The following is a 25,927-nucleotide window of genomic DNA, read 5'->3' on the forward strand; positions in this document are numbered from 1 at the left end:
ATTCTACTTGTTATTGTACTTAGTATTTGTATATGTGTTTAAAACATTGATAAGGCGTTTCAACTCGTTGGAATAGCCTTATTTAATAGAATAATGAAGAATAAATGATAAAAATGTCATATTATGATAAGAGAAATAGAATTAAATACCAGAAGTATTTTTGTTTTTAAATAAAGAGAAATTTTCTTGTTTTTAACCTTTGACAAAACGTTCATGAAACATTACGCTGTAAGTAAGGTAAGTAATATAATGAATACTCCATTTTCACAATTTTTTCAATAATAACTAAAATTTTTTATTTTTGTTTGGCAAACGAGTTATAAATGAAACGGAGGAATATGGATTGGAAATCTTTAATTATATGGAGAAATTTGATTACGAGCAAGTTGTTTTCTGTCAAGATAAAGAGTCAGGTCTAAAAGCTATTATTTCAATACACGATACTACACTTGGACCAGCATTAGGTGGGTGTAGAATGTGGCCTTATGTCAAAGAAGAGGATGCTATTCTTGATGTTTTACGTTTATCAAGAGGTATGACATATAAAGCAGCTGCAGGAGGATTGAATCTTGGAGGAGGGAAGTCCGTTATAATCGGTGATCCTAAAACGGACAAGAACCCTGATATGTTTCGTGTTTTTGGGCGATTTATAGAAAGTCTCAGTGGCAGATATATTACTGCAGAGGATGTTGGGACAACCGAAGATGATATGAATAATATACATAAAGAAACAAATCATGTGACAGGTGTTACGCTTTCATCTAGAGACGCAGGTGGAAATCCATCTCCTTCAACGGGATACGGTGTATACCAAGGTCTAAAAGCTGCTGCAAATGAAAAGTTTGGTACAGATAATTTAGAAGGTAAAGTTATTACTGTACAAGGCTTAGGAAATGTAGCGTATGCTTTATGTAAGTATCTGCATAAAGATGGAGCAAAACTAGTTGTTACAGATATTAATCGTGATCGTGTGAATAAAGCGGTTGAAGAATTCGATGCAAAAGCTGTAGATCCAGAGGATATTTATGGTGTGAGTTGTGATATCTTTTCTCCTAATGCGTTAGGTGCTGTTATAAATGATGAAACGATTCCACAAATAAAAGCAAAAGTGATAGCTGGAGGTGCAAATAATCAATTACAACAGGATAAACATGGAGATAGATTACATGAAATGGGAATTCTCTATGCCCCAGATTATATTATAAATGTGGGTGGACTTATTCATGTAGCAGATGAATTAAAAGGTGAATTTAATCTTAATCGAGTGATGAGCAAAGTAGAACATATTTATCAAAATATGCAAAAGGTAATAGAAATATCAAAACGAGATCAAATTCCTACTTATTTAGCTGCGGATCGTTTAGCTGAAGAAAGAATAGCATCAGCTGGAAAAATCAAGTTAATGAAATAGCAGAATATTAGAAAATAGTAATCTCCTAAAAATGAAAAACGGTTTATCCAGTTTTACGGGATAAATCGTTTTTTTCAATTGCATCCCCTTTTTGATTCCCGGTTCATCTTCATTTTCAGATTTTATGTTTCTACTTCTTAAGTGGTACATTTTTCTTATTACAATTGAGATTGTATACATGGGAATAAGAAGATGACTTACCTTTTATTCCATTTCCAACTTCATTACCACCTGCATTTAAATTTTCTTCAACGATAAACATACCATCACCAAATTCAGTACCATTATCAGAAAAATTTTTATCAGCTTCACACATACCTCTTCCAACGTCAAATCCTTCCCTATATAATTCTTTTTTCCCTTTAAACGTATTGTTTTCAGAATCTTTTTTTCCCACTATTGTCAACTCCCTTTAAATAATTTTTTAGTCTTAACCCTTTGACAATGGTTTCTTTTTTACTTTCATTCTAAATATGGAAAATAAATATTTAAATTATCCCCGTAGAAAGTTATATTTTATACTTGGATTTTTTGTAATAAATGTAAAAAAATATTTAATATAATGTTATAATAGAAATGTTATAAAATATTCTAATTATTGGAGGTATTTCCATTGTTGACAAAAAAATGGGTAAAATCTGTCTTGGTTAGTGTACTAGCATTATCTTTGGTTATTCCAGCTCAAGTATTAGGACATGATGAATTGGGTGATATCAATCTCGAAAAAGGAGAGAGAACGAATTTTGATGATATTACTGCGCCTATATTAAATGGTAGTAAAAACTTGAAATTTTTACATGAAGTAGCTGCACCTGAAATGGAAATTGTTAGAGCAGATGGGTTAGAAAACTCCTATGCAGATGTGTATGCTCACAAAGGATATGCATACGTTGGAACACATACTCGAAATGGTGGGAATGGCGGAGTAAGAGTATTTGATCTAAAAGACCCTGCTAATCCTGTAGAAGTCTCTGTTTTTGCAAACAATGAATTTCCTTTAACATGGCAAGAAAAAGTGATAGTGAAATCAGTAAATACTCCTTATTTTCACGGTGATCTTGCTGTAGTCTCAGTTCAGCAGTTAGATCGTACACACCCAGATTCAAAAGGCGGGTTTTTATTATACGATGTAACTAATCCGGTTGAACCTCAAAAGTTAGGTTTTTGGGAAGTTGCAAAAAATACGAGAGGAACGCATGAATTATATTTGACCATGCAGGGGAATCGGGCCCTTGTATTAGCAGCAAGTCCATATACAGACTACTATACACATGGTGAACAACGTGATTTTCAAATTGTAGATGTTAGTGATCCAACTAATCCTGAGACATTATGGCAGTTTGATCCTAGAATACTTCCTGAAGTTGATGAATCATTTGACGGTTATTATTGGGATTCACCAGATGGAAAAGTACGACCTGTATTTAATCATAGTACAATGGCTGATACCACTGGGAACTACGCATATGTCTCTATGTGGGATTTAGGGACCATTATATTCGATATTCAAGATCCTGAGAATCCTAAATACTTAGGACGTACTGAGTTTGCTTCTGATCAGCAAGGCTCTGCTCACTCCTCCACACTTGCAAACGGGGGTACGGTATTAATTGAAACCCGTGAGGTTTATGCCCCTGTTCGTGATGGATATGAAGAAGCCTACGGATATACTCGTATTTTTGACATAAAGGATAAATCAAATCCAAAATTACTAAGTGAATTTAAAACAGATTTAACATATGATATTCCTGAAGAAAATAATGTTACTTTTGCAAAAACTGTTCATGATCCCAAGGTGAGAGGTAATACACTTTATCTCTCATATTATGCAGGAGGGGTTATATCTGTAGATATTACGGATGTTAGTAATCCAATTGAAATTGCTCGCTATACACCAGAATCTGCTTATGTGTGGGGAGTGTTTGTGGATCAAAATTACATTCTTGCATCTGATATGAGAAGTGGATTAAAAGTGTTACTAAAAAATAATAGTCAAAATAAATAAGTCTGTTAACAAAATTATTGTTAACTTTTTAATAAGAGAGGGACTATTTTATTTGAGGTCTCTCTCTTTTTTGTATTTTAAGGATATTAATAAGAATGAAATTTTTAATTTCTACTTAGTTTCTGCACAATTTCCTGTTAAAATAACTATATCTCTATGTGACGATTCAACAATAACGATCTTGTGAAGATATCATAAGCTTATGGTTACTTATTTACAATTTGTTTGATGGATATTAAATATGACTAAAATGATAATGCAATGATTATTGATGGTAGGAGATGATGTCATGAAGAAATTTTTAATCGTAATAGGAATGTTTATTTTTATTTTAACAGGGTGTGCGAACACAGATCAGGTTCAAGAATCTGAATCTAATTCTGGAAAGCAAAATGAAGAAAAAAATCAAAATGAAACGAAAGATAATAAATCAGATGATAGAGAGGCTTCATCTGAAGAAGAGCAAGATGATTCCGAAAGATCTACCCCACAAATGGATATTGTTGAGTTCGGACATGTTCACGGTATGGGTTTTAATTCTGAAGGAAGCCGATTACTTCTCTCATCACATACAGGTTTAAAAGTATATGAAGATGGAATTTGGAGTGAAGGAAAAGGAGAAGGTCATGATTATATGGGATTTGCAATGGCAAAAGATAGTTTTTTTTCTAGTGGACATCCAGCTCTAGGGTCTGAATTAAAAAATCCATTGGGAATAGTAAAAAGCTCAGATGAAGGAAAGAGTTTAGAACAGTTAACTTTGTATGGAGAAGTAGATTTTCATGTGACGGGTGTATCCTATAATACGGGTACTCTTTACGTTATAAATTTTGCACAAAATAGTGTTATGAAAAATAAAGGATTATATTATACCCAAAATGAAACTCAGACATGGAAAAGAAGTCTTTTAGAAGGTTACCCTTCTCAGTTAAAACCTGATGCACTAGCTGTTCATCCAGATGAAGATTCCATAGTAGCAATTGCTACTGAAAATGGACTATATTTATCAATAAATTACGGTGACTCTTTTGAAAAATCATTCGATGGATATCAAATAACAGCTGCATACTTTGATTTTGATGACCAATTATGGGTAGGAACATATAATGGACAAGCTGGACTTCAGCGCATGGATCTGAATACAGGTAAAATAACTATAGTGAATATTCCAGATATGCCAAAGGACGCAATACAGTATATAACACTAAACCCAGAAAATACTTTAGAAATGATTATAGCTACCTATAATGTCGATATGTATAAAAGCGTAGACGGGGGTGAAAGCTGGGTTACCATTGCTGAACAAGGAAAACCTACATCAAATCTTGACTAAATCGATATGAAAAAGATTCATATTAAAGAAACGCAGAAGAATAAACGTTAAGTTAAATTATGTTTGTTTATAAGTCAATATCTCAATGAAGGATGCTTCCATATGGCATCTTTTTCTTTTTTTAATACAAAAAAGAAAAAGATAGCTGCTATTTTGCATATAATTGGGCAGAATATCCAAAAAAGTGAATAGGCTCACGTTAAAACGTTTCTCAGAATAAATTGTAGTAAATAATGGTCTATAAATGAGGTGATATCATTGGCAATGGCTGAAGTTTATAAAAGACTTTTAAAAGGGGAAAAGTTCAAAAAAATTAGTGATCTTAATTTAAAGGAATTAGACATAAAAGATCCTTCAGAATTGGTAGGTTCTAATCCAGTTTTGCAGGAAGCTGCAAGAAAACACGCTAGAAATCTGAAGTACAAAAAAAAATAAACTCAAAATGTTTATGAGTTTACTTAAATCCCAAGATTTTTTTAACAAGTGGTTCGTTTTTATTAACATGAACTGTTTTTACGATTTGCCCCGTAGCTATGTATTCAGAATGATTTGTTTTATGATTTCTATTTAATAGCTTTCTTTTTGCACGTTTTTTAATATCTGTAGGTTCAATTGGAGTTCTTGACATCATAATCACCCCTTTATTTAATGATATAAAAAAACTAGTTGTAGAGTCAAGTGGAATCACTAGCGATTTCCGGAGGAGTCGTTAAAGCAACCATATACTCAATATTCTCAACGTTTTTACTAATATTATGATGTAATAGTTCAACTAGATGTTTATCTAATACATCAAATTCATATGTATAACTACTTAAAACTGTAACCAACTCCTGATTATTATAAGCATAATGCATTAGTAAATAATTCTTTTTAAATAAATTATCGTTGTTTATTTTGTTTTTTATCATCACTTTTTCTGTTTCTTTTGATTCTTTTATTAATTCATCAAACATTTTTGGGAAATTAGTCGTATGGATTTCATAAATAAAATGAGAATCAAATTCCTTCTGATATCCTTCTTTTATTTCCTCTAAGAAGTGCTCTAATACTTCTCTAAAATCTATTGAAGGGACTGGTGTTTCATCATTTAAAAATTGTAATGTTGTAGCCTCTGCATCATTGCTAGATAAGTATGCCATTAATTTAGCCTTACCACCTGTGATTTCAATGGTTTGGATGGCCGCTTTCTCCACGTTTTCTACTTCAATTTCCATTCGAAATAATTTAATTCTTCTCAATCTCCTAAATCCGACTGGAATGATTAGAAAGATTATCATCCAAATGACTAATAAAGAAATGCCTCTAAAGATGATTCTATTTAAATCAGATTGTATGATTGATTTCAAAAATGATTGCCACTCAGTCTCTTGATCTGGGTTTGCGAGATTGACATGTATTTGCATTTCCGAATCTATTTTTAATGTATTTCCATCTATATTATCTATATTTTCCTCCATTATAGGCTTCTCTGATAGTAGGAAAAACGACAATGGATCTACTTTGTAAGTATTATAGCCGAGTAATACAGCTGATATAATCATCCATCCTCCAATAAGAATAATACCAGCAGCATATAAATAGGGGATGAATGAATCAACCCACATAAAAAAGGTTCGTTTTTCATATTGTAATGAATTCATATTTTTAAACATCTCAACTTCCTCTACTTAAGTTTCTATTTATTAGTTGATAAATTTACGACTTGTTTATCCAATGTATTCGGCTTTTTCAACATAATTCCTTCCAAAAAAATCATTAATTTGAAATTTAAAACATGTTTATTTTGAAAATGCATCATTTTACAACGGAAAAATGTTAAAAAATTAGAGTCTCCATTTGATTTCACGATGTTTAAGCTTTGCTTAAACGAGTTCACTTATAATAAAACTTGGATGTGATAAAATTGGCATATGTATTTTTAGGTTGGAAATAATATACATGGAATAGAAGCTAATTTAAACAAAAATTCACAAAGACTGAGGATGATTTTATGATATATTTCCTTTTTTTTATTGCAGCAAGTTGTACAATCTTTTTGGCGATTAAGATCTCAAAATATGTGGATGTGATTAAAGAAAAATCGTCAGTAAATGGAGTTTTATTAGGGCTTATGCTTGGTGGGGCTACATCCTTACCAGAAATCACAACAAGTGTTACATCTATTGTGATTAATAATCCAGATATTGCCACCGGAAACGTGTTAGGTAGCAATTTGTTCAATTTTATGATTTTAGCAGTAGTAGATATCATATTTAGAAAGACCCAAATATTTAACTATTCAAACAAACAAAATACGATGACGAACATCCTCGTAATGCTGCTTTTAATCTTTATTTCAGTTTCTATTTATTTTAAAATATCTTATCACATTTTTGGTATTGGTTTGGATTCAATTGTGATAGTTCTTGTGTATAGTTTAGGGATGTGGATTATCTCTAGAGTGGAAAATACCCCTACAACACAACCGATAAATGATTCCAAGAAGTATGAAAAATTCACTTTAAAAAGGGCGATTATATCCTTTGTCTTTGCGGCTATATTCATTTTAGTATTTGGCTCAGTGTTAACTATCTCAGCTGATAAAATTGCAACGTTGACTGGAATTGATGCTTCATTTATTGGTACGTTTTTAGTAGCAGCAAGTACAAGTTTACCAGAAGCGATTTGTATTATCGTTGCAATTCGACTTTTAAATTATAATTTAGCGATTGGATCTATTTTAGGAAGTAATACTTTTAATATTTTAATTTTAATATTTACAGATGTATTGTATAGAAAGGGCAGTTTATTATATCATTCTAGTCCAAGTCACTTATACACTGTTCTTGGTACATTCGTACTTGCAGTAATATGTATGTATGGATTGATTAGGAAGCAGTCAAAAAATGGTTTTACATATGTTTTACCGAGTATATTGGTAGTGATAAGTTATTTTGTTGTTAGTTATTTGATGTTCATTCAAGCTCAACAATAAAGAAAACAAAAACCCTGTGCGACTGCACAGGGTTTTTTTTCTCACTCTAAATATAACGAGGGAATTGTTATACTTAGTATTTAAATTGACATTATTCTTGATTCATTTTTTCTGGTCCATGATCAGGAGCGATATAATCTTCCGCAGTTGCTTTATCAGCATTTTGGATTAACTCATCAAATGTTTGAACTTCATTCATAAAACCTGCTGCTAAAGCTCCATCGCTGAAATAGGCAACTTGATCAATTGTGAAACCGTATTCTGTAATACTAAAGTCCGTTTCTAAAGTAGCACTGATTTCATCCCCATCTACAGTAACCCAGAACGCACTTTGAGATCCATCATAACTTGCTACCGTACTTCCATTTTTATCTTTAATATGAACAAAATCATAATTTGCTTCTGTTGAAAAAGATGAAAAATGAATGGCAACTTGCTGTGCACCAGGTTTTGAATAAGTATAAGTTTCCGTATGATTATTTGGATAAGGATGAGGTGTATCATAACTTACATTCTCGTAGAACCACTCGCCTAGTTGTTCCTCTGGAAAAGTAGCGCTTAAGATATAAGAGTTGGTACTATTAGCACCGTTGTAACCAACAACTTGAAGATAGAATGTATCTGCACCTGAAGCTGTATATAGGATAGATTCACTTGATGTGCTCCCATTAATGGATTTATCCAATTCAACTCCGCTGCTATTGAATAAATAAAGGTCATAATCTAAAGGTAAACTTGTTAAGTCTATGGATATATTTCCAGATCCTCCAGTTGTAAAGGTGTAGAAGTCTACATCACTTGAAGTAGAAATATATGAAGTGTAGGACACACCACTTGAAATTGAATATGCATCACTTAAAGTATTGTTAGGTTCAAATGTATCATCAGTTGGTGTTGTAGTAGAATCACCAATACCTACAGCTGCTAAACCATCTGCAATAGCATTGTATTCTACACTATTTTCACCATATAAATCAGTAGCTGATTGCAATAATGCATTACGAGCATCATCAAATTGTGAAAACTGTGTTAAATATGAAGTTAATGCTCTGTAATAAATTTTTCCTGATTTTTCAAAGCCTATGTTTGTAGCGACATTATAAAATGCTTTGTTGGTAATGGAGCTATTAATGTGTACTCCTCCCCAATCACCTTCCCTTGTGTTAGGTAGTACTCTAAAGTCATCCATATGATCAGGGTAACCAAAAATTGTAGGATCTTCCATACTTCTGATAGCATCATTACCATTAATGAAAATATCTTCTCCTAGTAACCATTCAGTTGAACCTTCATACTCTACCTCGGCTAAGATACCGAACACATCAGAGAAGGATTCATTTAATGCACCAGATTGAAATTCATATTCTAAATTTGCTGTAGTATCAGTTACAGCATGTGTTAATTCGTGAGCTACAACATCTAAAGAAGCTGATAAAGCGTGTGAATTAATCCCATCTCCATCACCGTAAACCATTTGTGCACCTGTCCAGAAAGCGTTTTCTACGTTATTTCCTAAATGTACACTTGAAATGATATCAGATCCATTATTATCATAACTGTTGCGATTATGGTTATTTAAAAAATAATCATAAACAACACCAGCATAAAAGTGTGCATCAACAGCAGCGCGTTGACGAGATGAACTAAAATTATTATTATCGTCTGTCACATAAACACCTGGGCTCGGGTTGAATTCATTTAGAGGATTCATTGTGTTTTGTGCATCATAAGTTCTAATTACACCATCCATTGGTTTTGTTGTATCATGCAAATAATATAAACCGTCAGATAAGTAAGTATTAAGTGTTTTTGTGTCTCCAAACACACCTGTTCCAGTACCTGTTTCAGCTGCTTCTACAATTCTATTTACTGATCTTAATACTTTACCTTTTTTAGCATCAATATAGAAAAACTCTCTACCAAGATAAGGCTCCAAAAATTGTAACTCTACTACGTATACAGGCTGCCATTTGTTTTCATGTTGATATAAGAACAGTTCAGAAGTTGGCTCTGCTGTGAAAGTATTATCATCAGGCGTAAAACTTAAATTTTTCTTTGCTACATGAATAGCATCTTTATTAGAAAGTTTTACTGATTTACTCCATTTTTTCTTCTCTAGTTTCGGTTCTGCTTGTCCATTAATCGCTGTAATAATTCCATCTTTATCTGTATGAATGATTAATTCAGCACCATAAACTGGAATACCATCTACAGATTGTTTTGTACGATAATGAGTCATACCAAGCTCATCTGTTTCTGCTTTTTTTACTTCAAACTCACCACCATCTATCAGAAAAACATCTTTATTTTCATTTAGAAAATCTAAAACATCAATGTTTTTATCAGACAACTCTCCAGAAATAAATCGAGGAATTCCTTTTTTCTCATCCCAAGAGACCTTAAACTCTTTCTTCGATTTATCTGATTTTTCAAGCATCTTATTGAGTTTTTGGAGTTGTTTTGATTTGTCCTCCTTCACCTTGTTAGGTTCTGCATTAACATTGCTTGAAATAGGCAAAAGAAATACGCCAAGTGTAAGAGCTATGGATAATATCAATGAAACCAATTTACTTTTTTTCATAGTTTCCACCTTTCTTAGAATGATTCAAGATTTTTTGTGTATGTGACTACTAAGTTATTAAACCTACTAAATCACCCCTTTCACTTGGAAATAGAATAAATATGATCCTTTAGATTTAATATCACCCCCTTGTAAGAATATACATTTTTCAATTTTCTGACTTTTGATTAATAGACTAAAAAACCAAATAAGTCATCATTATCTAGTATACATATATATTAAAAGTTGTAAATAAGCATTAATAACTATAAATATTTGTGAATAATTTCACTTTGTTAAATCTCTAAGAAATAATTCCTAGTTCATTTTTTTAGTTTTTTTGTTTGGTTGGATTGAGTAGATTATTTTTAAATTATGTTAAAATTTAGTTCTTAAAGGACTTGAATTCATTCAAGTCCTTTTCAAAACCCTTTTTATTAGATGTAAAGATGGTTATTTCGTCTGTACAATCGTGTTCCAGAAACTAGCCGGTTCTTGACCTAATCTCCAAGCAGCGACTCCACCTAAAGAATATTTTTTAGCTAATTCTAATCTTGCTTTTACTGTTTGTTCATCCTCTAACCAGAATACATAAGTAAAACCGTCTTTTTTGTATTCAATTTTATACTGATTAAATCTCTCATCCCAAGTTGAAGTATATTCGTTTTCTTTTAATAGATCTTCTACACCAAATGAATATATAGCACGATTTCCTACAAGAGTACCACTGCTGTCAAACTTCCACTCTCGGATATAAAATGGTATACCTAAAATTAATTGCTCTCTGGACATTCCATAGGATAGGAATTCCTCAATTCCTTCCTCTGCCCATTGAAGACCTGAAACAGAGCCTGCCACATCACTTTCCCTATAGTGTTGGTCGTATGCCATAATGACAATGTAATCTACGATTTTTGATAATGCTTCGTGGTCGAATGCAGTTTTATGATTCCATGCTAAACTACCTCTTGGTAAATCAATAGAAATAGTTAGATTTTTCATATGCGCTGCTTCGGTTAGTTTTTTGATGAAGGAAGTATATGCTGCTCGATCAGAACCATATAGTGTTTCAAAATCAATATTAAGCCCATCTACACCAATTTCTGAACTCTTGGTTATTAATTTATTAATAAAATTATTTTGAGCAGTCTCATTTGCCAAAAAAGAAGATGTCAATTTACCATCAAATTGATTATGAACTAATGGATGCACCTCAATCCCCTTTTTGTGTAACATTTTTACAGTTTCTGCATCTGAAGTATCCTCAAATTCACCATTCTCATTTTTTAATTTAAACCATGTAGGAGAATCAATATCCAATCCTACGGCTTGATTAACGTGATCTAGAATGGTAGACCGATTAGATGATCCATTCCAACCCCAGACCTTAAGACGTGAGCTGTTGTCCCATAATACCTTTTCTCTTCTATCTATGATTTTGGTATGTTCCTCTGTTAAAGCAAATTGGACAGCTTCCTGAACAGTATTAAATTTGTTTAAACTATTATCTTGTTGAAGAACCTCAAAGTTAGGTTCATTAAACCAAAGCTCAGTACCTTGATGTTCAATAGAAGTACGTACAAAGTATTTAGCATAAGCAATAGCTTGATCTAAATGATAGAAGGAATTAATCTCCCTACCGCTTTGTTTAACTACAAAGGTTTTTTCATTAGAATATACTTCTTTGTTCGTTTTTGTGTTCACGATGATGGAATCTTCTATCTTTAGCGCTTCGTTTATAGCATCTTCAAGATATGACATTTTAATAGGGAGTTCTAATGATGGTGCACTGATCTCGTAGATTGGACTTTGAGCTCTTAAAGTATCTTTTTTTTCCGCTGAGAGATCATCCCAAATCCATTTGTTTGAAGTGAGGTCGATAATATGAACATTTCCCCATTTATAAGTTTCTTTTTTCGCATCCTCTAGGGTTTCAAAGGTCCATTCAGGTAAAGTTTTATTATCTCCTTGAATAAGTATGTAATTTGCAAAGTTATCCCATACAATTCCTGATTCCTGAAGGTTCTTGATGATCGCCTGTTTATGTTTTTGAGCTTCTGTTAGTGCTTCTTCATAAGTATTATATTTTTTTTGAAGGGGTATCCCTTTTACAATGACTTCATATTGGGGGAAATTGCTATAAACCCATTCACGTGTAGTAATGTCTTCTACATAACTATTGGAAAAACTATTAGCATACATTTTAGCTTGATTCAGGTTAGAAAACTCTTTAAGCTGGTTGTCGTTTTGATAGACTCGGTATTTCGTAGTTAAATCTTGTGCAATGACGGTGGTTAAGGGGGAAATCTGTAAAATGAATACGGTCATAAGTAATAAAGTTAAGCTTCTTTTCATATAAATCATCTATCATTCCTCTTTCTGCTAGATTCTATTAATTTAGACGAATGATAAGAGAAAGAGTTGCGTAAAAATTTGTAGTTTTTATTTTTAATGATAGAGTGAAAATAGATAGAATCAGATTTTATTTGGCTTTGATGTATTGTTTTCCAATAAACGCTGTTACAATAGAGACAATTAGTAGAAGACTTAATATGGATACGGCAGGAATTGCTCCTATTTTGGGAATCATTACCGTAAAAACTCCTAATAAGGTAATCTGCAATGCAAGACCTATTGATCGAAATAAACTTTCAACACGTCCCATCTTATCGTTAGGAATAATTTCCATCATCAGTATATTTCGAGTTATCCTTGTAATAGCATGTCCTAAACCAAATGTGATAGAGATTAACAAGAACAATATAATAACAGGAAAAATAGCGGTAAGGATCATAGATATGGTGAACATAAATATTCCTGCAAGTAAGATTTTTATATTGCCAAACTTATGAATAAGTAGAGTTATGATCATCCCAGCTAGAAGTGATCCAATCCCATATAACATTTCATGAATACCATATATTTTACCATCTGCCTGCAAGGTTGCTTCAATATAAATTGGAAATACATAATTTGTAACCATAATAACAATATAAGGGGTAAATGCAGAAAATAATAACAAAAATAAAAATGGACGCTCTTTTAAGTAAACGTATCCTTCACGCATTCTTTGCCAGAAGGAAGTGTCTATCATTTCATGGTTGAGTTGTTCTTTTTGAATGTAAGGTATCGTTGACAAAATCACAAAAGCAATCACGTAAGTGATCGCATCGATGATTAATATCCATTGAAGTTCAATTTTTTCAATTAATATACTGGCAATGCCTCCTGCAATAACAGCAGATAATTGTCCTTGAATTTCCATTAACCCGTTTAAGGTTTTATATTGACTGTGGTCAAATATTTCTTGATTCATGGCAAACATCGTAGGATAAAATAATGAATCATATAACATGCCGATGGAAAATAAAACAACAAGATGCCAAGTATTATAATTTCCATTTATAAAACCTATCAAAACGAATAAACTGATAATGATAAATCCAATCATTTCAGAGTATAATAATAATTTTTTGCGTGAGTGTTGATCTACTAGATTTCCAATAAATGGAGCTATTAAAAATAAAATGATGGTTAATAACAGGGTAACATATCCCAAAGTACTTGCTCCATTTTCTCTGGTCACAATCATCCAGGGAATTGCAATCATAGTGATACCAGAACCAATAGATGAAAAAATATTTGCCGCTAATATTTTAATAAAACGTTTATCTCTAACAATTAGACTCATTATGAAATTGATTCGCCTTTCAGTTAAGTAGGCTCCATAGGAGCTTTTTCATTATGTTATAAATATATGATTAGGTAATGGAAAAAACGGAATGATTAGATTCTAAATTTCTTATTTTATAGTAATCTTCTTCAATTTGTTTAGAATTAGTACTAGTTAAATAAATAAATCCTGGATGATCAATGGCTTCCTTTGTGATAGAAATATGCTCTCCTATCTTCTTTTTCATTTCGATATCTGTAAAGGATGGCAAGTTTTTAATATCATTTAATCCAGGATAGCTATGTATAGTGCCATTTTCATTGGATATTAAATTTACTATAGTTAAAAAATGATTTAGTTTGTAAGGTTTATCCATAAGGCTTTTTATTTTTTCAGGTTTAACATAACAATCAGCAGTTAATGAAGCATGACTATAATTCAAAGCACTCATCATAATATCTTCTTTATATGCCATTCCCATTATTCTTGCACCTGTCTCTATTAATACAGGGCCTTCTTTAGTCAACATCACTTCAGTATGAGAGGGGCCATGTACAATTCCTAGTGCAGTAAGCACATCTTTCACATAAGGAATGAGCTGATCTTGAACTACTCCTTCAGATTCTAAAAGTTCCGATTTGTCATAAATCGTATATTTCCCATCAATTAGAATCATACTTTCTTGCCAAATATCACTTATGTAGTGCTGGCCATTAAGGCTAATTGCGTTAATAATGTATTGAGTTCCTTCTAAGTATGTTTGGGCAAGTACTTCATCATTTTTAAACCCTAATATATTCGTTTTATTGTATATATTATGAAAAGCTAAGTAAACTTCCTCTTTTGAGTTGCAAAACCTCACGCCATCAGAACTAGCACTATTGATAGGTTTTATTACAATAGGCCACTTGTTTATATTTCTGATCCATTTTAGTATTTCACTATATTGATTGGTTTTAAAATGGTCTACAGTTTTAATACCTTGAGATTTTACTGCCTCAGTCATCAAGAACTTATCTCTTCTAGATTTACTAAGTACTTCTACATTTCTTATTAAATCTAAATGATAAGATAACAAATCTGAGAGTTCTACTCCTTCTTCTGCTCCAGGAAGTACAAACTCAGGATGATAGGGTTTTAATTTTAGAATTAGTTTTTCTAAATCTCCATCATAAATAAAACTCTCTTCAAACTGATATTTATGTATATGAGAGGCATTGACATCCAGTTCATCCATTGTACTTCGTACATGAATCACTTTGTATCCGTATTTGTCAAAGTGATAAGGAAGCTGGCTTCCACTTGAATAAGCGTCAACGATTACACAGCTTTTCATATGTCATCTCCATTTCTTCTAAGATTAAAGGGGTACTATTAAATGAAAACAATTCTATACTTCTAATAAACTAGCAATGAACATAATTCCCTTTGTAATTTGTTCTTCATCTGCATAACTGAAAGAAAGTCGCAAAAATTCTGATCCATCACAGGGATCGATAAAAAAATGCTTTCCAGGAATGAAACTAACCCCTTTAGTTAGAGCTTTTTTCAGTAGTTTATCAGTATCTATAGTAGGTAGATGTACCCAAATAAAAAATCCACCACTAGGTTCAGTCCAATGGATAGTTGTAGGCATGTATTTTGAAAGGGCCTCTTTTATAAATAAAAGTCGCTTGCTGTAATCGGATCTAACTTGTTGAACATGTGTAGAAAAATCACAATGTTTTAAATAGTACGCGGTGACTGCCCAGGAGAAAGCATGATCTGCATCCTTCTTAAAATGAGACATTGCTTCAACCATTTTTTTTGGTGCTACTGCCCATCCAATTCGTAAACCTGGTGCTATTACCTTAGACATGGATGATAAATAAATAACTCTATCAAATTTATCAAAAGATTTAATAGGTGGAAGCTCTCCTTTAGATGCAAGTTGACCATAAGCATCATCTTCTACAATCAGAAAATCATACTCTTCGGCAAGTTTTAATAACTGAGTTCGTCTGCTCAAATCCATTGAAATACCAGTTGGATTGTGGAAGGTTGGCACCGTATAAATCAGTTTTGGAAGTTGAATTCTATTTTTTCGCCTATACGCCAAGTCCTCAGCTAGAAAATCAACATCTAGACCCTTTTGATCCATTGGGTAACTTATAAAGTTGGGCGTATAGTTTCTAAAAATTTCTATCGCTTCCATATACGTAGGGGATTCCAAGGCAACTAAATCACTTTCATGCAACAATACTTTAGCTGTAAGATCTAGTGCTTGGGTACTCCCAGCGGTGACAATCATTTTTTGATTATCTAAATGAATACCACGAATGTAACTATTTTCCTTCAATAATATTTTCAAATTCTTTTTTGATGGACTTCCTTCATACTGAAAAGGCAGATCTCTTTCTTTGTTTGATAGATTTAATGCAGCCTTCATTAAATCCTCAATCGGAATTGCGTTTGGATGAGGATATCCAGCATGCAGATTAATATTTTGTGAAAAAGGTTTAGGCGCCCATTGGCCTGGTGGTCCAACTTCGAGCGCCTTGTGAATAAGAGGTGGAAAAAAACGTTCAAAATTCATTTAAACACCCTGCAATTCAATAGTTTATGTTTATTTTAACATGATAGGAGAGGGGAAATCCTGATTTACCTCTTTGGCTATTTTTTGTATTGTATCCCATAATGTTTTTATATCATCTAAATTTTGTTTTATATTCCCTATTGAAATTCTAATAACATATCCTTCTCGTATTACCGCGTGTGATAGGTAAACGAGTCCCGATTGATTTAGTTTTTGCATAATTTGAGCATTTAGCTTATCTAAATATTTCTTGGATTCCTCATTTTCATCTAACTTCAACTCTGTCCAAATATTTTGTAAATGTTCGGGAACATAACGAATGCATAAAAGTGGAAAATGTGAAGTTGTTACACATTCAAAATCAGGGTGTAAGTTCACTTCTTTTTCTAACCATTCAGTAAGTTGGATGCTTCTTCTCATTCTACTAGTCAAACCCTCTAATCCAAAACTACGGATGATCCACCATAGCTTTAATGATCGGAAGCTGCGCCCTAGTTGTAACGAGAAATCCATATAATCGATGCTGCCATCTTCATTTTCCGTTTGTAAATATTCTGGAACTAAACGAAAACTATTGGAAAGTGCTCCCTGTCTACGACAAAACATAGCTGTAACTTCAAGTGGAGTATAGAGACATTTATGTGGATTGACCACAATAGAGTCACCAAGCTGTAAATCCTCAGACTTATTCTTTATTTCTGGAACTACATTCCAAAAACCCCCATAAGCTGCATCAATATGCAGCCAAATTCCATGCTTTTTGCAAATATCTGAAATAGAAGACAGTGGATCTACTGATCCTGTAGCCGTAGTTCCCACTGTTGCAACTACTGCCATAGGTCGAAATCCTTTTTCTAGATCGGATAAAATCACTTTTTCTAATTCCTCAGGAATCATTTGGTAATATTCATCTGTAGGAATTCGAACTGCATGATCTGTTCCTATTCCTAGAGCTATAGCAGCTTTATCCACTGAACTATGTGCTTGATCGGAAGTATAAATTCTTAAAGTTGGTAGCACTCTTCCAGTAAGGCCTTTGGTGCGAACCTCCAAATCAGTTAAGGCATCTCGTGCTGCGACAAGCGCGTAAAAAGTTGCTAAAGAAGCATTATTTATTAAAACACCATCTGAAGAAGGATCATAACCTACCATTTCTGTAATCCATCTAAGTACTATTTTTTCGAGAGCAGATGCAGCTGGAGAAGCCTTCCAAACCATAGCATTTACATTTAATGAAGATATGAGAAGATCAGCCAAAATACCTGGGAAACTTGCTGTAATACTAAAATAAGCATGAAATGATGGATGATTCCAATGTGTTAAATGAGGAATGATTTTTTCCCATGTTTCATCCAATGTTAAATCAAACGATTCTGCTTTGTTGGGTATAGGTCCATCTAACATATTTAATAATTCTTTTGGGGTTATGTCTGTACTGACAGGCGTTTCACGTATGTTTTCAAAATACTCTCGAATTAATTGAATCAGTTTTTGTCCTTGTTCTTCGAACTCATGTGGAGCCCAATCTCCTAAATTCAAATTTTCGTTATCCGTTTTCATTTTATACCATCCTCTACAAATAATTCATGGACAATATGATCATGATCAGTTGGTCGATCTTCCCAGTCCCAAGCACCAGAAACACTCAAATTAGCTCCAGATATATAAGAAGCACGTTCGGAAACTAAAAAGGCAACTGAATCAGCGATCTCTTCTGGTGTTCCCAATCTCTTCATAGGAACACGTTGACGCATCCATTCCACTTGTTCAGGTGACTGATATCCATTTTCAATGAGCCCTGGTGAAATACAATTCACTGTAATTCCGTAGGAGGCTTCTTCAACTGCTAAAGAACGAGAAAAAATGATAACACCTGTTTTGGCAATGGAATAAGCAGCAACATTAGGTGCACCACGAACGATATAGTTTGGACTTAGACCTATATTTATAATACGCCCCATCCGACGTTTGCGCATTCCAGGTATAACGGCTTTACACATATAAAAAACACTGTGTAAGTTGCTTTTAAATACTTCATCCCACTCGTTTACAGCAATTTTAGAAATCGGTTTTAGATGAAATTCACCAACATTATTAACAAGTATATCTATGGATCCTAGTTGATTTGTAACTTGAACAACAAGTTTATCAACGTCATCAGGATTCGTTACATCCGCTTGAAAAATCATTGCTCTTCTACCTAGCGAATCAATTTGATTCATTACTTCAATTGCTTTTTCTTTTTGTCCACGATACACAATAGCCACATCCGAACCCTGCTTAGCAAGTTCTAAAGCAATGGCCTTTCCAATACCTCTAGAGCTACCTGTAACCAATGCAACCATATTAGTTAAACTCATATCAAACACCTTTCTATTATCTTATTTGATGTGACTATGACTATGACTATCATGGTCATGTTCTACTTCTACTTCTAATTCATGAAAGTAAATAATGTTTCGTGGTTTTAAGCAATATTTGGCATAAAATGCTGTTAATAGAGATTCCTCTTTATCTCTGAGATCAACATGGAGTTCTTGACTTTTCCAAGGGTATTGCATGATAACTTCATTTGGCTTCTCTGAATTCTGATAAAATGAAGCATGACCGCACCAGCCTAGATGTTCATGAGCACCTGGACCTACTAAATCATCCATTTCCTGCATTAGTTCCAAGGCTTGCTTTTCAAGACCATTTTTTAAATACCATGTTTCCATTACAGTAATCATTTAAAATTCCCCCTTATTTATTTGTTTTGCGTTTTTCTTTATAAAAATTTTGCATGAGAGAGACCCCATCATCAACAAAATGCTGACATACCAATCCATGGTGCTCACGATTATGAGCTTGAGTATCCATAAATTGATTCCAAGATTTCGTAATCAATGAAGGCCATTGATGTTTATCTCCTAATTTCTGTACCATTAGATCACGCAGTTTGCGAAATTTGTTCAGCATTAATTTATGATCAATGTTTAATACCCCGCTGAAACCATCATTAAGAAACGGAGGCATCATCGAGGGTCTGATTAATTCCTCATAAGATTTGGGCGAGAAGTCCGACGTATACTTCATAGTAGCAGTGGAAGCTTTCATTAGATTAGAAAGTCTATCAAGTGATTTAGTTAGCAAATTCCATTCTCTTTGATTCAAAGCTTGAATACTCGAATCCAGTAATGTATTCATAGTAATGATAATAATTTGAAACGATTGGTGTCCTTGTTTCCAGCGCAATACTGCTTGCTGGTAAGCTGTTGAAATAGTTTCTACCGAGTTTGTTTGCATAACTTAACTCTCCCTTTGTTCACTTTGAGAAATATCCACCCATTTTTCCAATGTAACTTGGAATACATTTAACCAACCCTTAAGAATTTCATATTTCTCTATTGCCTCCAAGCTAGTACCATCTAGGTCATGTAATTGGTCTTCATATAAAAGAATACAATTTTTAGACCAGTCAATCAGATCAGGATTGTTTCTTTTTAATCGAAAATAAAGATCATATTCTTCTTCAGAGGACCTTCCTGAAAATAAATCTGGTACTTTTGAATTTTTTGGAATGGATAGAGGTTTTATTAAACCATAGTCCAGATCTAGTTCACTACTCATCTCAAAACACCTCCTTATATAATTCTTGAAGGCAATTAAATAACTATAAATTTCTAGAAATTACATAAGATTATATTCTAGAAAATAAATCAAATACCTTCAAATAAATGGATATTACTTGCTGATTGAATCACCATTCATAGTTATCATTTCTTACAACAGAATGCTTCACAACACTTAATAAAGGAGTAGATCACCAATTCTGTTAAGTAAAAAAATTAAAACCTGAGACTGGAAATGATTCCCTATGTTTAATACATCATTCACTTTACATAATAGATCTAATTAATAAAAACACTGTTTATGTTCATATTTAATTAAAAATTGGGAAATAATCTATTTTTCTCCTATATTCTAAATATTTTCATAAAACAATATACATATATGTATATTTTATGTAAGCGGGGATTGCCAATCAGGTCTCTATCTAGAACTGACCTAAATATTCATTTAGTCAAAAAAGTGATATTATTATATAATAAACATATATTGAAAGTGCTTTCTTATTTATTATTTTGATATAAAAAAAGAGGAGGAATATGTATGCAGACTGAAAAACAATACATACCAGGTTTAGAAGGGGTGATTGCTAGTGAGACGAATATATCCTATCTAGATGTGGAAAATGAGGAAATTGTGATTCGCGGTTATGATTTGATTGAACTTGCAAAAAATTTGAAGTATGTAGATATCATATCTCTTCTATTAGATGGTTATCTACCAGAAAATGAACAGCAAAAGAAGCTAGAGCAACAATTGCAAAAAGAGTATGAACTCCCTGAAAATATTTTATCCATATTGAAATTACTTCCATCTAAAACCCACTCCATGGACGCATTGCGTACAGGTATTTCTGCTTTAGCTGGTTATGAAGAAGACCTTGAAGATCGATCACAAACTTCGACCCGTGATAAAGCAATTCGACTGTTAGCTAAAGTACCTAATATCGTAGCTAACAGTTATCATGCAAAAGTGAAGCAACCTTTCATCGAACCTAGACAAGATCTATCCTACAGTGCTAACTTCTTGTATATGATTACTGGAAAAACGCCTTCAGAAAGTGAAATTGAAGCATTTGATCAGCTATTAATGGTTTACAGTGAACATGAAATGCCTAATTCTACGTTTGCAGCAAGAGTTATTACTTCAACACAGGCAGATATTTATGGAGCGTTAACGGGAGCTGTTGCTTCACTGAAAGGAACCCTTCATGGTGGCGCGAATGAGGCAGTCATGAAAATGTTATTAGAAGCAGAAACAAAAGATAAAATTGAACCTTTGATTTTAGAAAAGCTGGCAAATAAAGAGCGTATTATGGGGTTTGGACACCGAGTTTATATGAGGAAAATGGATCCTCGCGCATTACTAATGAAGGAAGCATTGTTGAAGCTAGTTGAAGAAAAAGGGAATAAAGAATTATATGATATGTGTGTCATCGGTGAAGAAGTGATGAAACGAGAAAAAGGATTGTATCCAAATTTAGATTATTATGCTGCACCTGTATATTATTTATTAGATATTCCAATTGATCTATATACACCGATCTTTTTATCCTCTCGTATTGTTGGCATTAGTGCACATGTAGATGAACAAAATCAAAATAACCGGTTGTTTAGACCTAGAGTGAAGTACTTAGGACCGCGTAATCTTCATCCGTAAGTAGTTCGTGGATTTACAGAGATTAGTACCCTGAACATCTCGGTATGATAAACTATAAATATATTAAATTTTAAAGATGAAAGGAATCATAATATGAGTCAAATTACATCTCCAAATGCAGAAACACAAAACTTTGATTCTCTCATAAAAGAGATAGCAGAATATGCAGTAAATTACAAAGTGAATAGCAGTGAAGCATATGATACTGCTAAATACGTATTAATTGATTCATTAGGATGTGCAATGCTTGCTTTGCGATTTCCAGAATGTACAAAACATCTTGGTCCTATCGTATCCGGAACCATTGTAGAAAATGGAGTGCGTGTACCTGGTACACAATTCGAACTAGATCCTGTTCAAGGTGCTTTTAATATTGGAACTATGATTCGCTGGCTTGATTACAACGATACTTGGTTGGCACAGGAATGGGGACATCCATCAGATAATTTGGGTGCTATATTAGCTGTAGCCGATTATATGAGTCGTCAGAGAATAATCGAAGGCAAAGAAGCACTATTGATGAAGGATGTGCTAACCGCCTCGATTAAAGCACATGAAATTCAAGGTGTGCTAGCGTTAGATAATAGTTTAAACAGAGTTGGACTTGATCATGTCTTGTTTGTAAAGGTTGCTTCTACCGCTGTTGCCGCGGCAATGTTAGGTGGTACATTAGAGGAAGTGATGAATGCGGTTTCAAATGCTTGGATTGATAATGCCAGTCTTAGAACCTATCGACATTTTCCAAATACAGGATCAAGAAAATCGTGGGCTGCAGGAGATGCAACAAGCCGAGCTGTATGGTTATCATTGATGGCTAAAAAAGGAGAAATGGGTTACGCTACTGCACTGACAGCTGAGAAATGGGGTTTTCAGGATGTTTTATTTAAGGGTGAGCAATTAACACTTGCCCGTCCTTTTGACTCCTATGTGATGGAGCAAGTGTTATTTAAAGTTTCATTCCCAGCAGAGTTTCATGCTCAAACAGCTGTAGAATGTGCAGTGAAACTTCATGATGAAATAAAGGACCGTTTAGAAGATATTGACAAAATTACAATCAATACTCATGAGGCTGCAATTCGAATTATTGATAAAAAAGGACCTTTGAAAAACCCAGCAGATCGTGATCATTGCTTACAATATATGACTGCGATTGGTTTAATTTATGGAGATTTAATAGCAGAACACTATGAAGAAGAATTCGCTGCAGATCCTAGGATTGATCTCTTGCGTGAGAAAATGATAGTCGAGGAAAATGAACAATATAGTGTGGATTATTTAGATGCAGATAAACGATCTATTGCAAATGCAATACAAATCTATTTTAAAGATGGTAGTAAAACAGACAAAGTGGAGATTGAATATCCTATAGGTCATCGCAAGAGAAGAGCAGAAGCTAAACCAAAACTATTAGAGAAATTCGAAAATAATCTAGCTACAAGATTCCCTGCGAAAAAAGTAGAAAAAATGGTTGAGCTTTGTATGGATCAAAAAAGACTTGAAGAAACTGCAGTGCATGATTTTATGAAATTATTAGTCATTTAAATTAATTTTTATAAAAGTACCCTTCGTATGTTTGATCGGAGGGTATTTTTACTTGAAGATAAAAACCACAGAAGCATAATATATTTTGCATTTTCATAGAAATTTAGTATAGAGGAGGAGATTAAAATGAAAGAGCAAAACTATCGTAATCATGCTCGGTTGCACCCAATATATCACTATTTTGGTGCATCCATAGTACTGATGGTCTTTATTGGTACAATCATTAATTTAATTTTATCCATATCAGCAGGGGAAAAAATTTCTATTGCTCTTCTTTGGGTTGGAAGCTCTATTGGACTATTTGTAGTTTTTGGACTTGTAAGGATATATTCCATCAAGGTTCAAGATCGTGTAATTCGTTCGGAAGAAAATTTGCGTCATTATGTTCTTACAGGTCGTTTGTTAGATCCAAGTTTAACAATGAGTCAAATTATTGGTTTGCGATTTGCAAGTGATGAAGAGTTTCCAGCTTTATGTGAACAAGCGAGTAAAGAAAATCTAGATAGGAAACAAATTAAAAAAGCAGTGAAGAATTGGCGAGGAGATTATTATCGTGTGTAAAGAGTTATAAATTAAGATATAAAAAAGCGCTGAAAAGTGCTTTTTTTTGGTTTACTTCAAACAAGATATTGAAAAAGATTTATCCACCTATTAAATGATTACAAATATATGTTTTTCACTTTTAAAATTTTCATTTGGAATTTTAGAAAATTTTTAGTAATATTTATCAGGAAATTTAATCAGTATTGCTATAAAATTAAAATATACTTTCAAAATAAAATAACAACGTTGTTATTGTTGGGATGAAAGGAGGTTTGAATTATTTTGAAATTTTCCCTTCAAAATGGAAAGATTAAATTAAAAATTGAAGTACTTAATGAGTTTAATCATTATATTAATGTAAATAAAGATGAATTAATGTTTCTATTAATCGAATTGTTAAAGCAAAATAAAACTTGTGTTCATTTTAAGGATGATATGTTGAATCATCAGCATTCTTTAAGCATAACTGATCTTATGAAAGAATATGTCATTCTACATTTAAATGATGAAACACTTACATTAAAAAAGCTATCTAGTGAAGTTTTTTACATGAATAGAGATTATTTAGGAAAGTTGTTTAAAAAAGAAACAGGAGTAAATTTTACTCAATATGTTTTAAATGAAAGAATAAAAAAAGCAAAGAAAATGTTAGAAAAATCGAAACAGATAAAAATACAAAAGGTCGCGAAGTGTATAGGATATGGCAACAACTCTTATTATTTTAGTAAAGTATTTAAAAAACATACTGGATTCTCACCTAGAGAGTATAAATCCATGTTATTAAGTTCTGAATCTGATTGACAAGATTAATAAACCTGAATTATGCTATATTTATAATAACAACGTTGTTATTTCGTTGGAATAGAAAGGGGAAAAATCAATGCATAAAAATGTAACTCAACAAAAATTTAAATTTAGTTCGCCGCTTGAATGGGGTGAAGCCGCATGTCAATCTATTAATGAGACTTATTTTCCAGGTGATCTTCCTCCAGCAAATCGCTGGCACTATCATCAAGGCGTTTATCTTTATGGCATGATAAAATTGTGGGAGCAAAATCAAGATAGAAGTTTGTTTGAGTATATTAAGGGGTATGCAGATCATTTGATTGACGAACATGGAAATTTTATTTTTAATCGATCTGAGTTAGACTCCATTCAAGCAGGAGATATTTTATTTACTCTTCATCAACAAACTGGAGATGAACGTTATCGTAAAGCGGCAGATAAGCTATTATCATTGTTTGACACATTCAATCGCACATCTGAAGGAGGGTATTGGCACAAGGATAGATATCCGTATCAAATGTGGCTGGATGGTTTATATATGGGTGGTTCATTTGCTATGTTTTATGCAACATATTACGGTAAATCAGATTTATATGATATGGTGTTAAAACAGGAGAGATTGCTGCGTAAGTATACAAAGGATGATCAAACGGGACTATATTATCACGCTTGGGATGAAAGTAAGGCAACTTCATGGTCTGATCCTGTAACTGGAAAAGCACCTGAGTTTTGGGGTAGAGCTATTGGATGGTATATTTTTGCATTAACTGATTTCCTAGATTTATTACCAAACGATCATGCTGGCAGAAATGAAATCCACCAGGCATTAAAGGATGTAATATCATCCGTTATAAAGTATCAAGATTTAGAAACTGGATTATGGTATCAGGTTGTTGATAAGGGACACCATAAAGATAATTGGTTAGAAACTTCATCCTCTAGCTTGTTTGTGTATGCAATCGCTAAATCTATTAATAAAGGCTATATTACTTCAGCATACAAAGAAACAGTACTTAAAGGCTTTGATGGGTTGATCTCAAAGATTTACTTTAATGATAACGATCAATTTGTTATGCCTGATATATGTGTAGGTACAGGTGTAGGGGATTACCCACACTATATTGGCAGGTCTAAATGTGAAAATGACTTGCATGGTATAGGCACTTTCGTTCTATCTTGTGTTGAAATGAGTAAATTAGTTTAATTTTAAAATAATCTTAATATAAAGTTAATTTTTACTTTTGTGATTAATTT

Annotated in this window: 23 protein-coding genes; 10 read left to right on the forward strand and 13 right to left on the reverse strand. The window is 32.9% G+C overall.

Annotation, left to right across the window (positions count from 1 at the left end):
• Positions 1–361: 361 nt before the first annotated feature.
• Complete coding sequence (locus VQL36_RS06285) at positions 362–1,411, forward strand: Glu/Leu/Phe/Val dehydrogenase dimerization domain-containing protein (protein ID WP_349251134.1); 1,050 nt, start codon at positions 362–364, stop codon at positions 1,409–1,411.
• 130 nt (positions 1,412–1,541) lie between these two features.
• Here VQL36_RS06285 and VQL36_RS06290 read toward each other — a convergent pair whose 3' ends face one another.
• Complete coding sequence (locus tag VQL36_RS06290; RefSeq protein WP_349248492.1) at positions 1,542–1,808, reverse strand: hypothetical protein; 267 nt, start codon at positions 1,806–1,808, stop codon at positions 1,542–1,544.
• 216 nt (positions 1,809–2,024) lie between these two features.
• On the opposite strand from VQL36_RS06290, the gene VQL36_RS06295 reads away from it, so the two are divergent.
• From VQL36_RS06295 to VQL36_RS06305, 3 genes are all read left to right on the forward strand, one after another.
• A complete protein-coding gene (locus tag VQL36_RS06295) occupies positions 2,025–3,416 on the forward strand; it encodes an LVIVD repeat-containing protein (RefSeq protein ID WP_413789483.1) in 1,392 nt (463 codons plus the stop codon).
• 289 nt (positions 3,417–3,705) lie between these two features.
• Entirely contained in the window at positions 3,706–4,749 is a 1,044-nt protein-coding gene (locus tag VQL36_RS06300; RefSeq protein ID WP_349248493.1) for a F510_1955 family glycosylhydrolase, read from the forward strand.
• Positions 4,750–5,007: 258 nt separating this feature from the next.
• Positions 5,008–5,184 (forward strand): hypothetical protein, encoded by a 177-nt coding sequence (locus tag VQL36_RS06305; RefSeq protein WP_349248494.1) that lies wholly within the window; start codon positions 5,008–5,010, stop codon positions 5,182–5,184.
• Positions 5,185–5,203: 19 nt separating this feature from the next.
• Here VQL36_RS06305 and VQL36_RS06310 read toward each other — a convergent pair whose 3' ends face one another.
• Both VQL36_RS06310 and VQL36_RS06315 read right to left on the reverse strand, forming a co-directional pair.
• Positions 5,204–5,377, reverse strand: coding sequence for a hypothetical protein (locus tag VQL36_RS06310; protein ID WP_349248495.1), 174 nt, complete (start codon positions 5,375–5,377; stop codon positions 5,204–5,206).
• Between the two features lie 46 nt (positions 5,378–5,423).
• A complete protein-coding gene (locus VQL36_RS06315) occupies positions 5,424–6,404 on the reverse strand; it encodes a hypothetical protein (protein ID WP_349248496.1) in 981 nt (326 codons plus the stop codon).
• A gap of 338 nt (positions 6,405–6,742) precedes the next feature.
• Between VQL36_RS06315 and VQL36_RS06320 the strand changes: the two genes are divergently transcribed.
• Positions 6,743–7,726: a sodium:calcium antiporter gene (locus VQL36_RS06320; protein ID WP_349248497.1), complete on the forward strand. Its 984-nt coding sequence runs from the start codon at positions 6,743–6,745 to the stop codon at positions 7,724–7,726.
• A gap of 91 nt (positions 7,727–7,817) precedes the next feature.
• Here VQL36_RS06320 and VQL36_RS06325 read toward each other — a convergent pair whose 3' ends face one another.
• The 10 genes from VQL36_RS06325 to VQL36_RS06370 form a co-directional block, all read right to left on the reverse strand.
• Positions 7,818–10,307: a M4 family metallopeptidase gene (locus VQL36_RS06325; protein WP_349248498.1), complete on the reverse strand. Its 2,490-nt coding sequence runs from the start codon at positions 10,305–10,307 to the stop codon at positions 7,818–7,820.
• 432 nt (positions 10,308–10,739) lie between these two features.
• Positions 10,740–12,650: a glycosyl hydrolase family 18 protein gene (locus tag VQL36_RS06330; protein WP_349248499.1), complete on the reverse strand. Its 1,911-nt coding sequence runs from the start codon at positions 12,648–12,650 to the stop codon at positions 10,740–10,742.
• A gap of 118 nt (positions 12,651–12,768) precedes the next feature.
• Positions 12,769–13,977: an MFS transporter gene (locus tag VQL36_RS06335; protein ID WP_349248500.1), complete on the reverse strand. Its 1,209-nt coding sequence runs from the start codon at positions 13,975–13,977 to the stop codon at positions 12,769–12,771.
• 70 nt (positions 13,978–14,047) lie between these two features.
• Complete coding sequence (locus tag VQL36_RS06340) at positions 14,048–15,295, reverse strand: ATP-grasp domain-containing protein (RefSeq protein ID WP_349248501.1); 1,248 nt, start codon at positions 15,293–15,295, stop codon at positions 14,048–14,050.
• A 54-nt stretch (positions 15,296–15,349) separates the two neighbouring features.
• On the reverse strand, positions 15,350–16,534 hold the full coding sequence (locus tag VQL36_RS06345; protein WP_349248502.1) for a PLP-dependent aminotransferase family protein: 1,185 nt from the start codon (positions 16,532–16,534) through the stop codon (positions 15,350–15,352).
• A gap of 30 nt (positions 16,535–16,564) precedes the next feature.
• The gene (locus VQL36_RS06350) at positions 16,565–18,094 is read right to left on the reverse strand and encodes a pyridoxal phosphate-dependent decarboxylase family protein (RefSeq protein ID WP_349248503.1); all 1,530 of its coding nucleotides are present in this window, start codon (positions 18,092–18,094) and stop codon (positions 16,565–16,567) included.
• Positions 18,091–18,894, reverse strand: coding sequence for an SDR family NAD(P)-dependent oxidoreductase (locus VQL36_RS06355; RefSeq protein ID WP_160647567.1), 804 nt, complete (start codon positions 18,892–18,894; stop codon positions 18,091–18,093). The genes VQL36_RS06350 and VQL36_RS06355 overlap by 4 nt, the downstream gene beginning before the upstream one ends.
• A gap of 21 nt (positions 18,895–18,915) precedes the next feature.
• Positions 18,916–19,263: a hypothetical protein gene (locus VQL36_RS06360; protein ID WP_349248504.1), complete on the reverse strand. Its 348-nt coding sequence runs from the start codon at positions 19,261–19,263 to the stop codon at positions 18,916–18,918.
• 13 nt (positions 19,264–19,276) lie between these two features.
• Complete coding sequence (locus VQL36_RS06365; RefSeq protein WP_349248505.1) at positions 19,277–19,819, reverse strand: hypothetical protein; 543 nt, start codon at positions 19,817–19,819, stop codon at positions 19,277–19,279.
• A gap of 3 nt (positions 19,820–19,822) precedes the next feature.
• Positions 19,823–20,143: a hypothetical protein gene (locus tag VQL36_RS06370; protein WP_160647565.1), complete on the reverse strand. Its 321-nt coding sequence runs from the start codon at positions 20,141–20,143 to the stop codon at positions 19,823–19,825.
• A 543-nt stretch (positions 20,144–20,686) separates the two neighbouring features.
• Here VQL36_RS06370 and mmgD point away from each other — a divergent pair.
• From mmgD to VQL36_RS06395, 5 genes are all read left to right on the forward strand, one after another.
• Positions 20,687–21,802 carry a citrate synthase gene (gene mmgD / locus VQL36_RS06375; protein ID WP_349248506.1) on the forward strand — a complete coding sequence of 372 codons (1,116 nt, stop codon included), beginning with the start codon at positions 20,687–20,689 and terminating at the stop codon, positions 21,800–21,802.
• Between the two features lie 93 nt (positions 21,803–21,895).
• Positions 21,896–23,344, forward strand: coding sequence for a bifunctional 2-methylcitrate dehydratase/aconitate hydratase (locus VQL36_RS06380; protein ID WP_349248507.1), 1,449 nt, complete (start codon positions 21,896–21,898; stop codon positions 23,342–23,344).
• Positions 23,345–23,470: 126 nt separating this feature from the next.
• A complete protein-coding gene (locus tag VQL36_RS06385) occupies positions 23,471–23,905 on the forward strand; it encodes a DUF6526 family protein (protein WP_349248508.1) in 435 nt (144 codons plus the stop codon).
• 264 nt (positions 23,906–24,169) lie between these two features.
• Entirely contained in the window at positions 24,170–24,688 is a 519-nt protein-coding gene (locus VQL36_RS06390; protein WP_349248509.1) for an AraC family transcriptional regulator, read from the forward strand.
• Between the two features lie 79 nt (positions 24,689–24,767).
• Complete coding sequence (locus VQL36_RS06395; protein WP_349248510.1) at positions 24,768–25,877, forward strand: glycoside hydrolase family 105 protein; 1,110 nt, start codon at positions 24,768–24,770, stop codon at positions 25,875–25,877.
• The last annotated feature ends 50 nt before the right edge of the window (positions 25,878–25,927 follow it).

Source organism: Chengkuizengella sp. SCS-71B (assembly GCF_040100845.1).
Classification (GTDB): domain Bacteria; phylum Bacillota; class Bacilli; order Paenibacillales; family KCTC-33759; genus Chengkuizengella.

Excerpts from the sequence above, each read along its gene's own strand:
- VQL36_RS06285 (WP_349251134.1), top strand. The coding sequence starts at position 362 with ATGGAGAAATTTGATTACGAGCAAGTTGTTTTCTGTCAAGATAAAGAG.
- VQL36_RS06350 (WP_349248503.1), bottom strand. The coding sequence starts at position 18,094 with ATGAAAACGGATAACGAAAATTTGAATTTAGGAGATTGGGCTCCACAT.
- VQL36_RS06330 (WP_349248499.1), bottom strand. The coding sequence starts at position 12,650 with ATGATTTATATGAAAAGAAGCTTAACTTTATTACTTATGACCGTATTC.
- VQL36_RS06300 (WP_349248493.1), top strand. The coding sequence starts at position 3,706 with ATGAAGAAATTTTTAATCGTAATAGGAATGTTTATTTTTATTTTAACA.
- VQL36_RS06315 (WP_349248496.1), bottom strand. The coding sequence starts at position 6,404 with ATGTTTAAAAATATGAATTCATTACAATATGAAAAACGAACCTTTTTT.
- VQL36_RS06355 (WP_160647567.1), bottom strand. The coding sequence starts at position 18,894 with ATGAGTTTAACTAATATGGTTGCATTGGTTACAGGTAGCTCTAGAGGT.
- VQL36_RS06365 (WP_349248505.1), bottom strand. The coding sequence starts at position 19,819 with ATGCAAACAAACTCGGTAGAAACTATTTCAACAGCTTACCAGCAAGCA.
- VQL36_RS06345 (WP_349248502.1), bottom strand. The coding sequence starts at position 16,534 with ATGAATTTTGAACGTTTTTTTCCACCTCTTATTCACAAGGCGCTCGAA.
- VQL36_RS06335 (WP_349248500.1), bottom strand. The coding sequence starts at position 13,977 with ATGAGTCTAATTGTTAGAGATAAACGTTTTATTAAAATATTAGCGGCA.
- VQL36_RS06310 (WP_349248495.1), bottom strand. The coding sequence starts at position 5,377 with ATGTCAAGAACTCCAATTGAACCTACAGATATTAAAAAACGTGCAAAA.
- VQL36_RS06360 (WP_349248504.1), bottom strand. The coding sequence starts at position 19,263 with ATGATTACTGTAATGGAAACATGGTATTTAAAAAATGGTCTTGAAAAG.
- VQL36_RS06320 (WP_349248497.1), top strand. The coding sequence starts at position 6,743 with ATGATATATTTCCTTTTTTTTATTGCAGCAAGTTGTACAATCTTTTTG.
- VQL36_RS06385 (WP_349248508.1), top strand. The coding sequence starts at position 23,471 with ATGAAAGAGCAAAACTATCGTAATCATGCTCGGTTGCACCCAATATAT.
- VQL36_RS06380 (WP_349248507.1), top strand. The coding sequence starts at position 21,896 with ATGAGTCAAATTACATCTCCAAATGCAGAAACACAAAACTTTGATTCT.
- VQL36_RS06325 (WP_349248498.1), bottom strand. The coding sequence starts at position 10,307 with ATGAAAAAAAGTAAATTGGTTTCATTGATATTATCCATAGCTCTTACA.
- mmgD (WP_349248506.1), top strand. The coding sequence starts at position 20,687 with ATGCAGACTGAAAAACAATACATACCAGGTTTAGAAGGGGTGATTGCT.
- VQL36_RS06340 (WP_349248501.1), bottom strand. The coding sequence starts at position 15,295 with ATGAAAAGCTGTGTAATCGTTGACGCTTATTCAAGTGGAAGCCAGCTT.
- VQL36_RS06370 (WP_160647565.1), bottom strand. The coding sequence starts at position 20,143 with ATGAGTAGTGAACTAGATCTGGACTATGGTTTAATAAAACCTCTATCC.
- VQL36_RS06395 (WP_349248510.1), top strand. The coding sequence starts at position 24,768 with ATGCATAAAAATGTAACTCAACAAAAATTTAAATTTAGTTCGCCGCTT.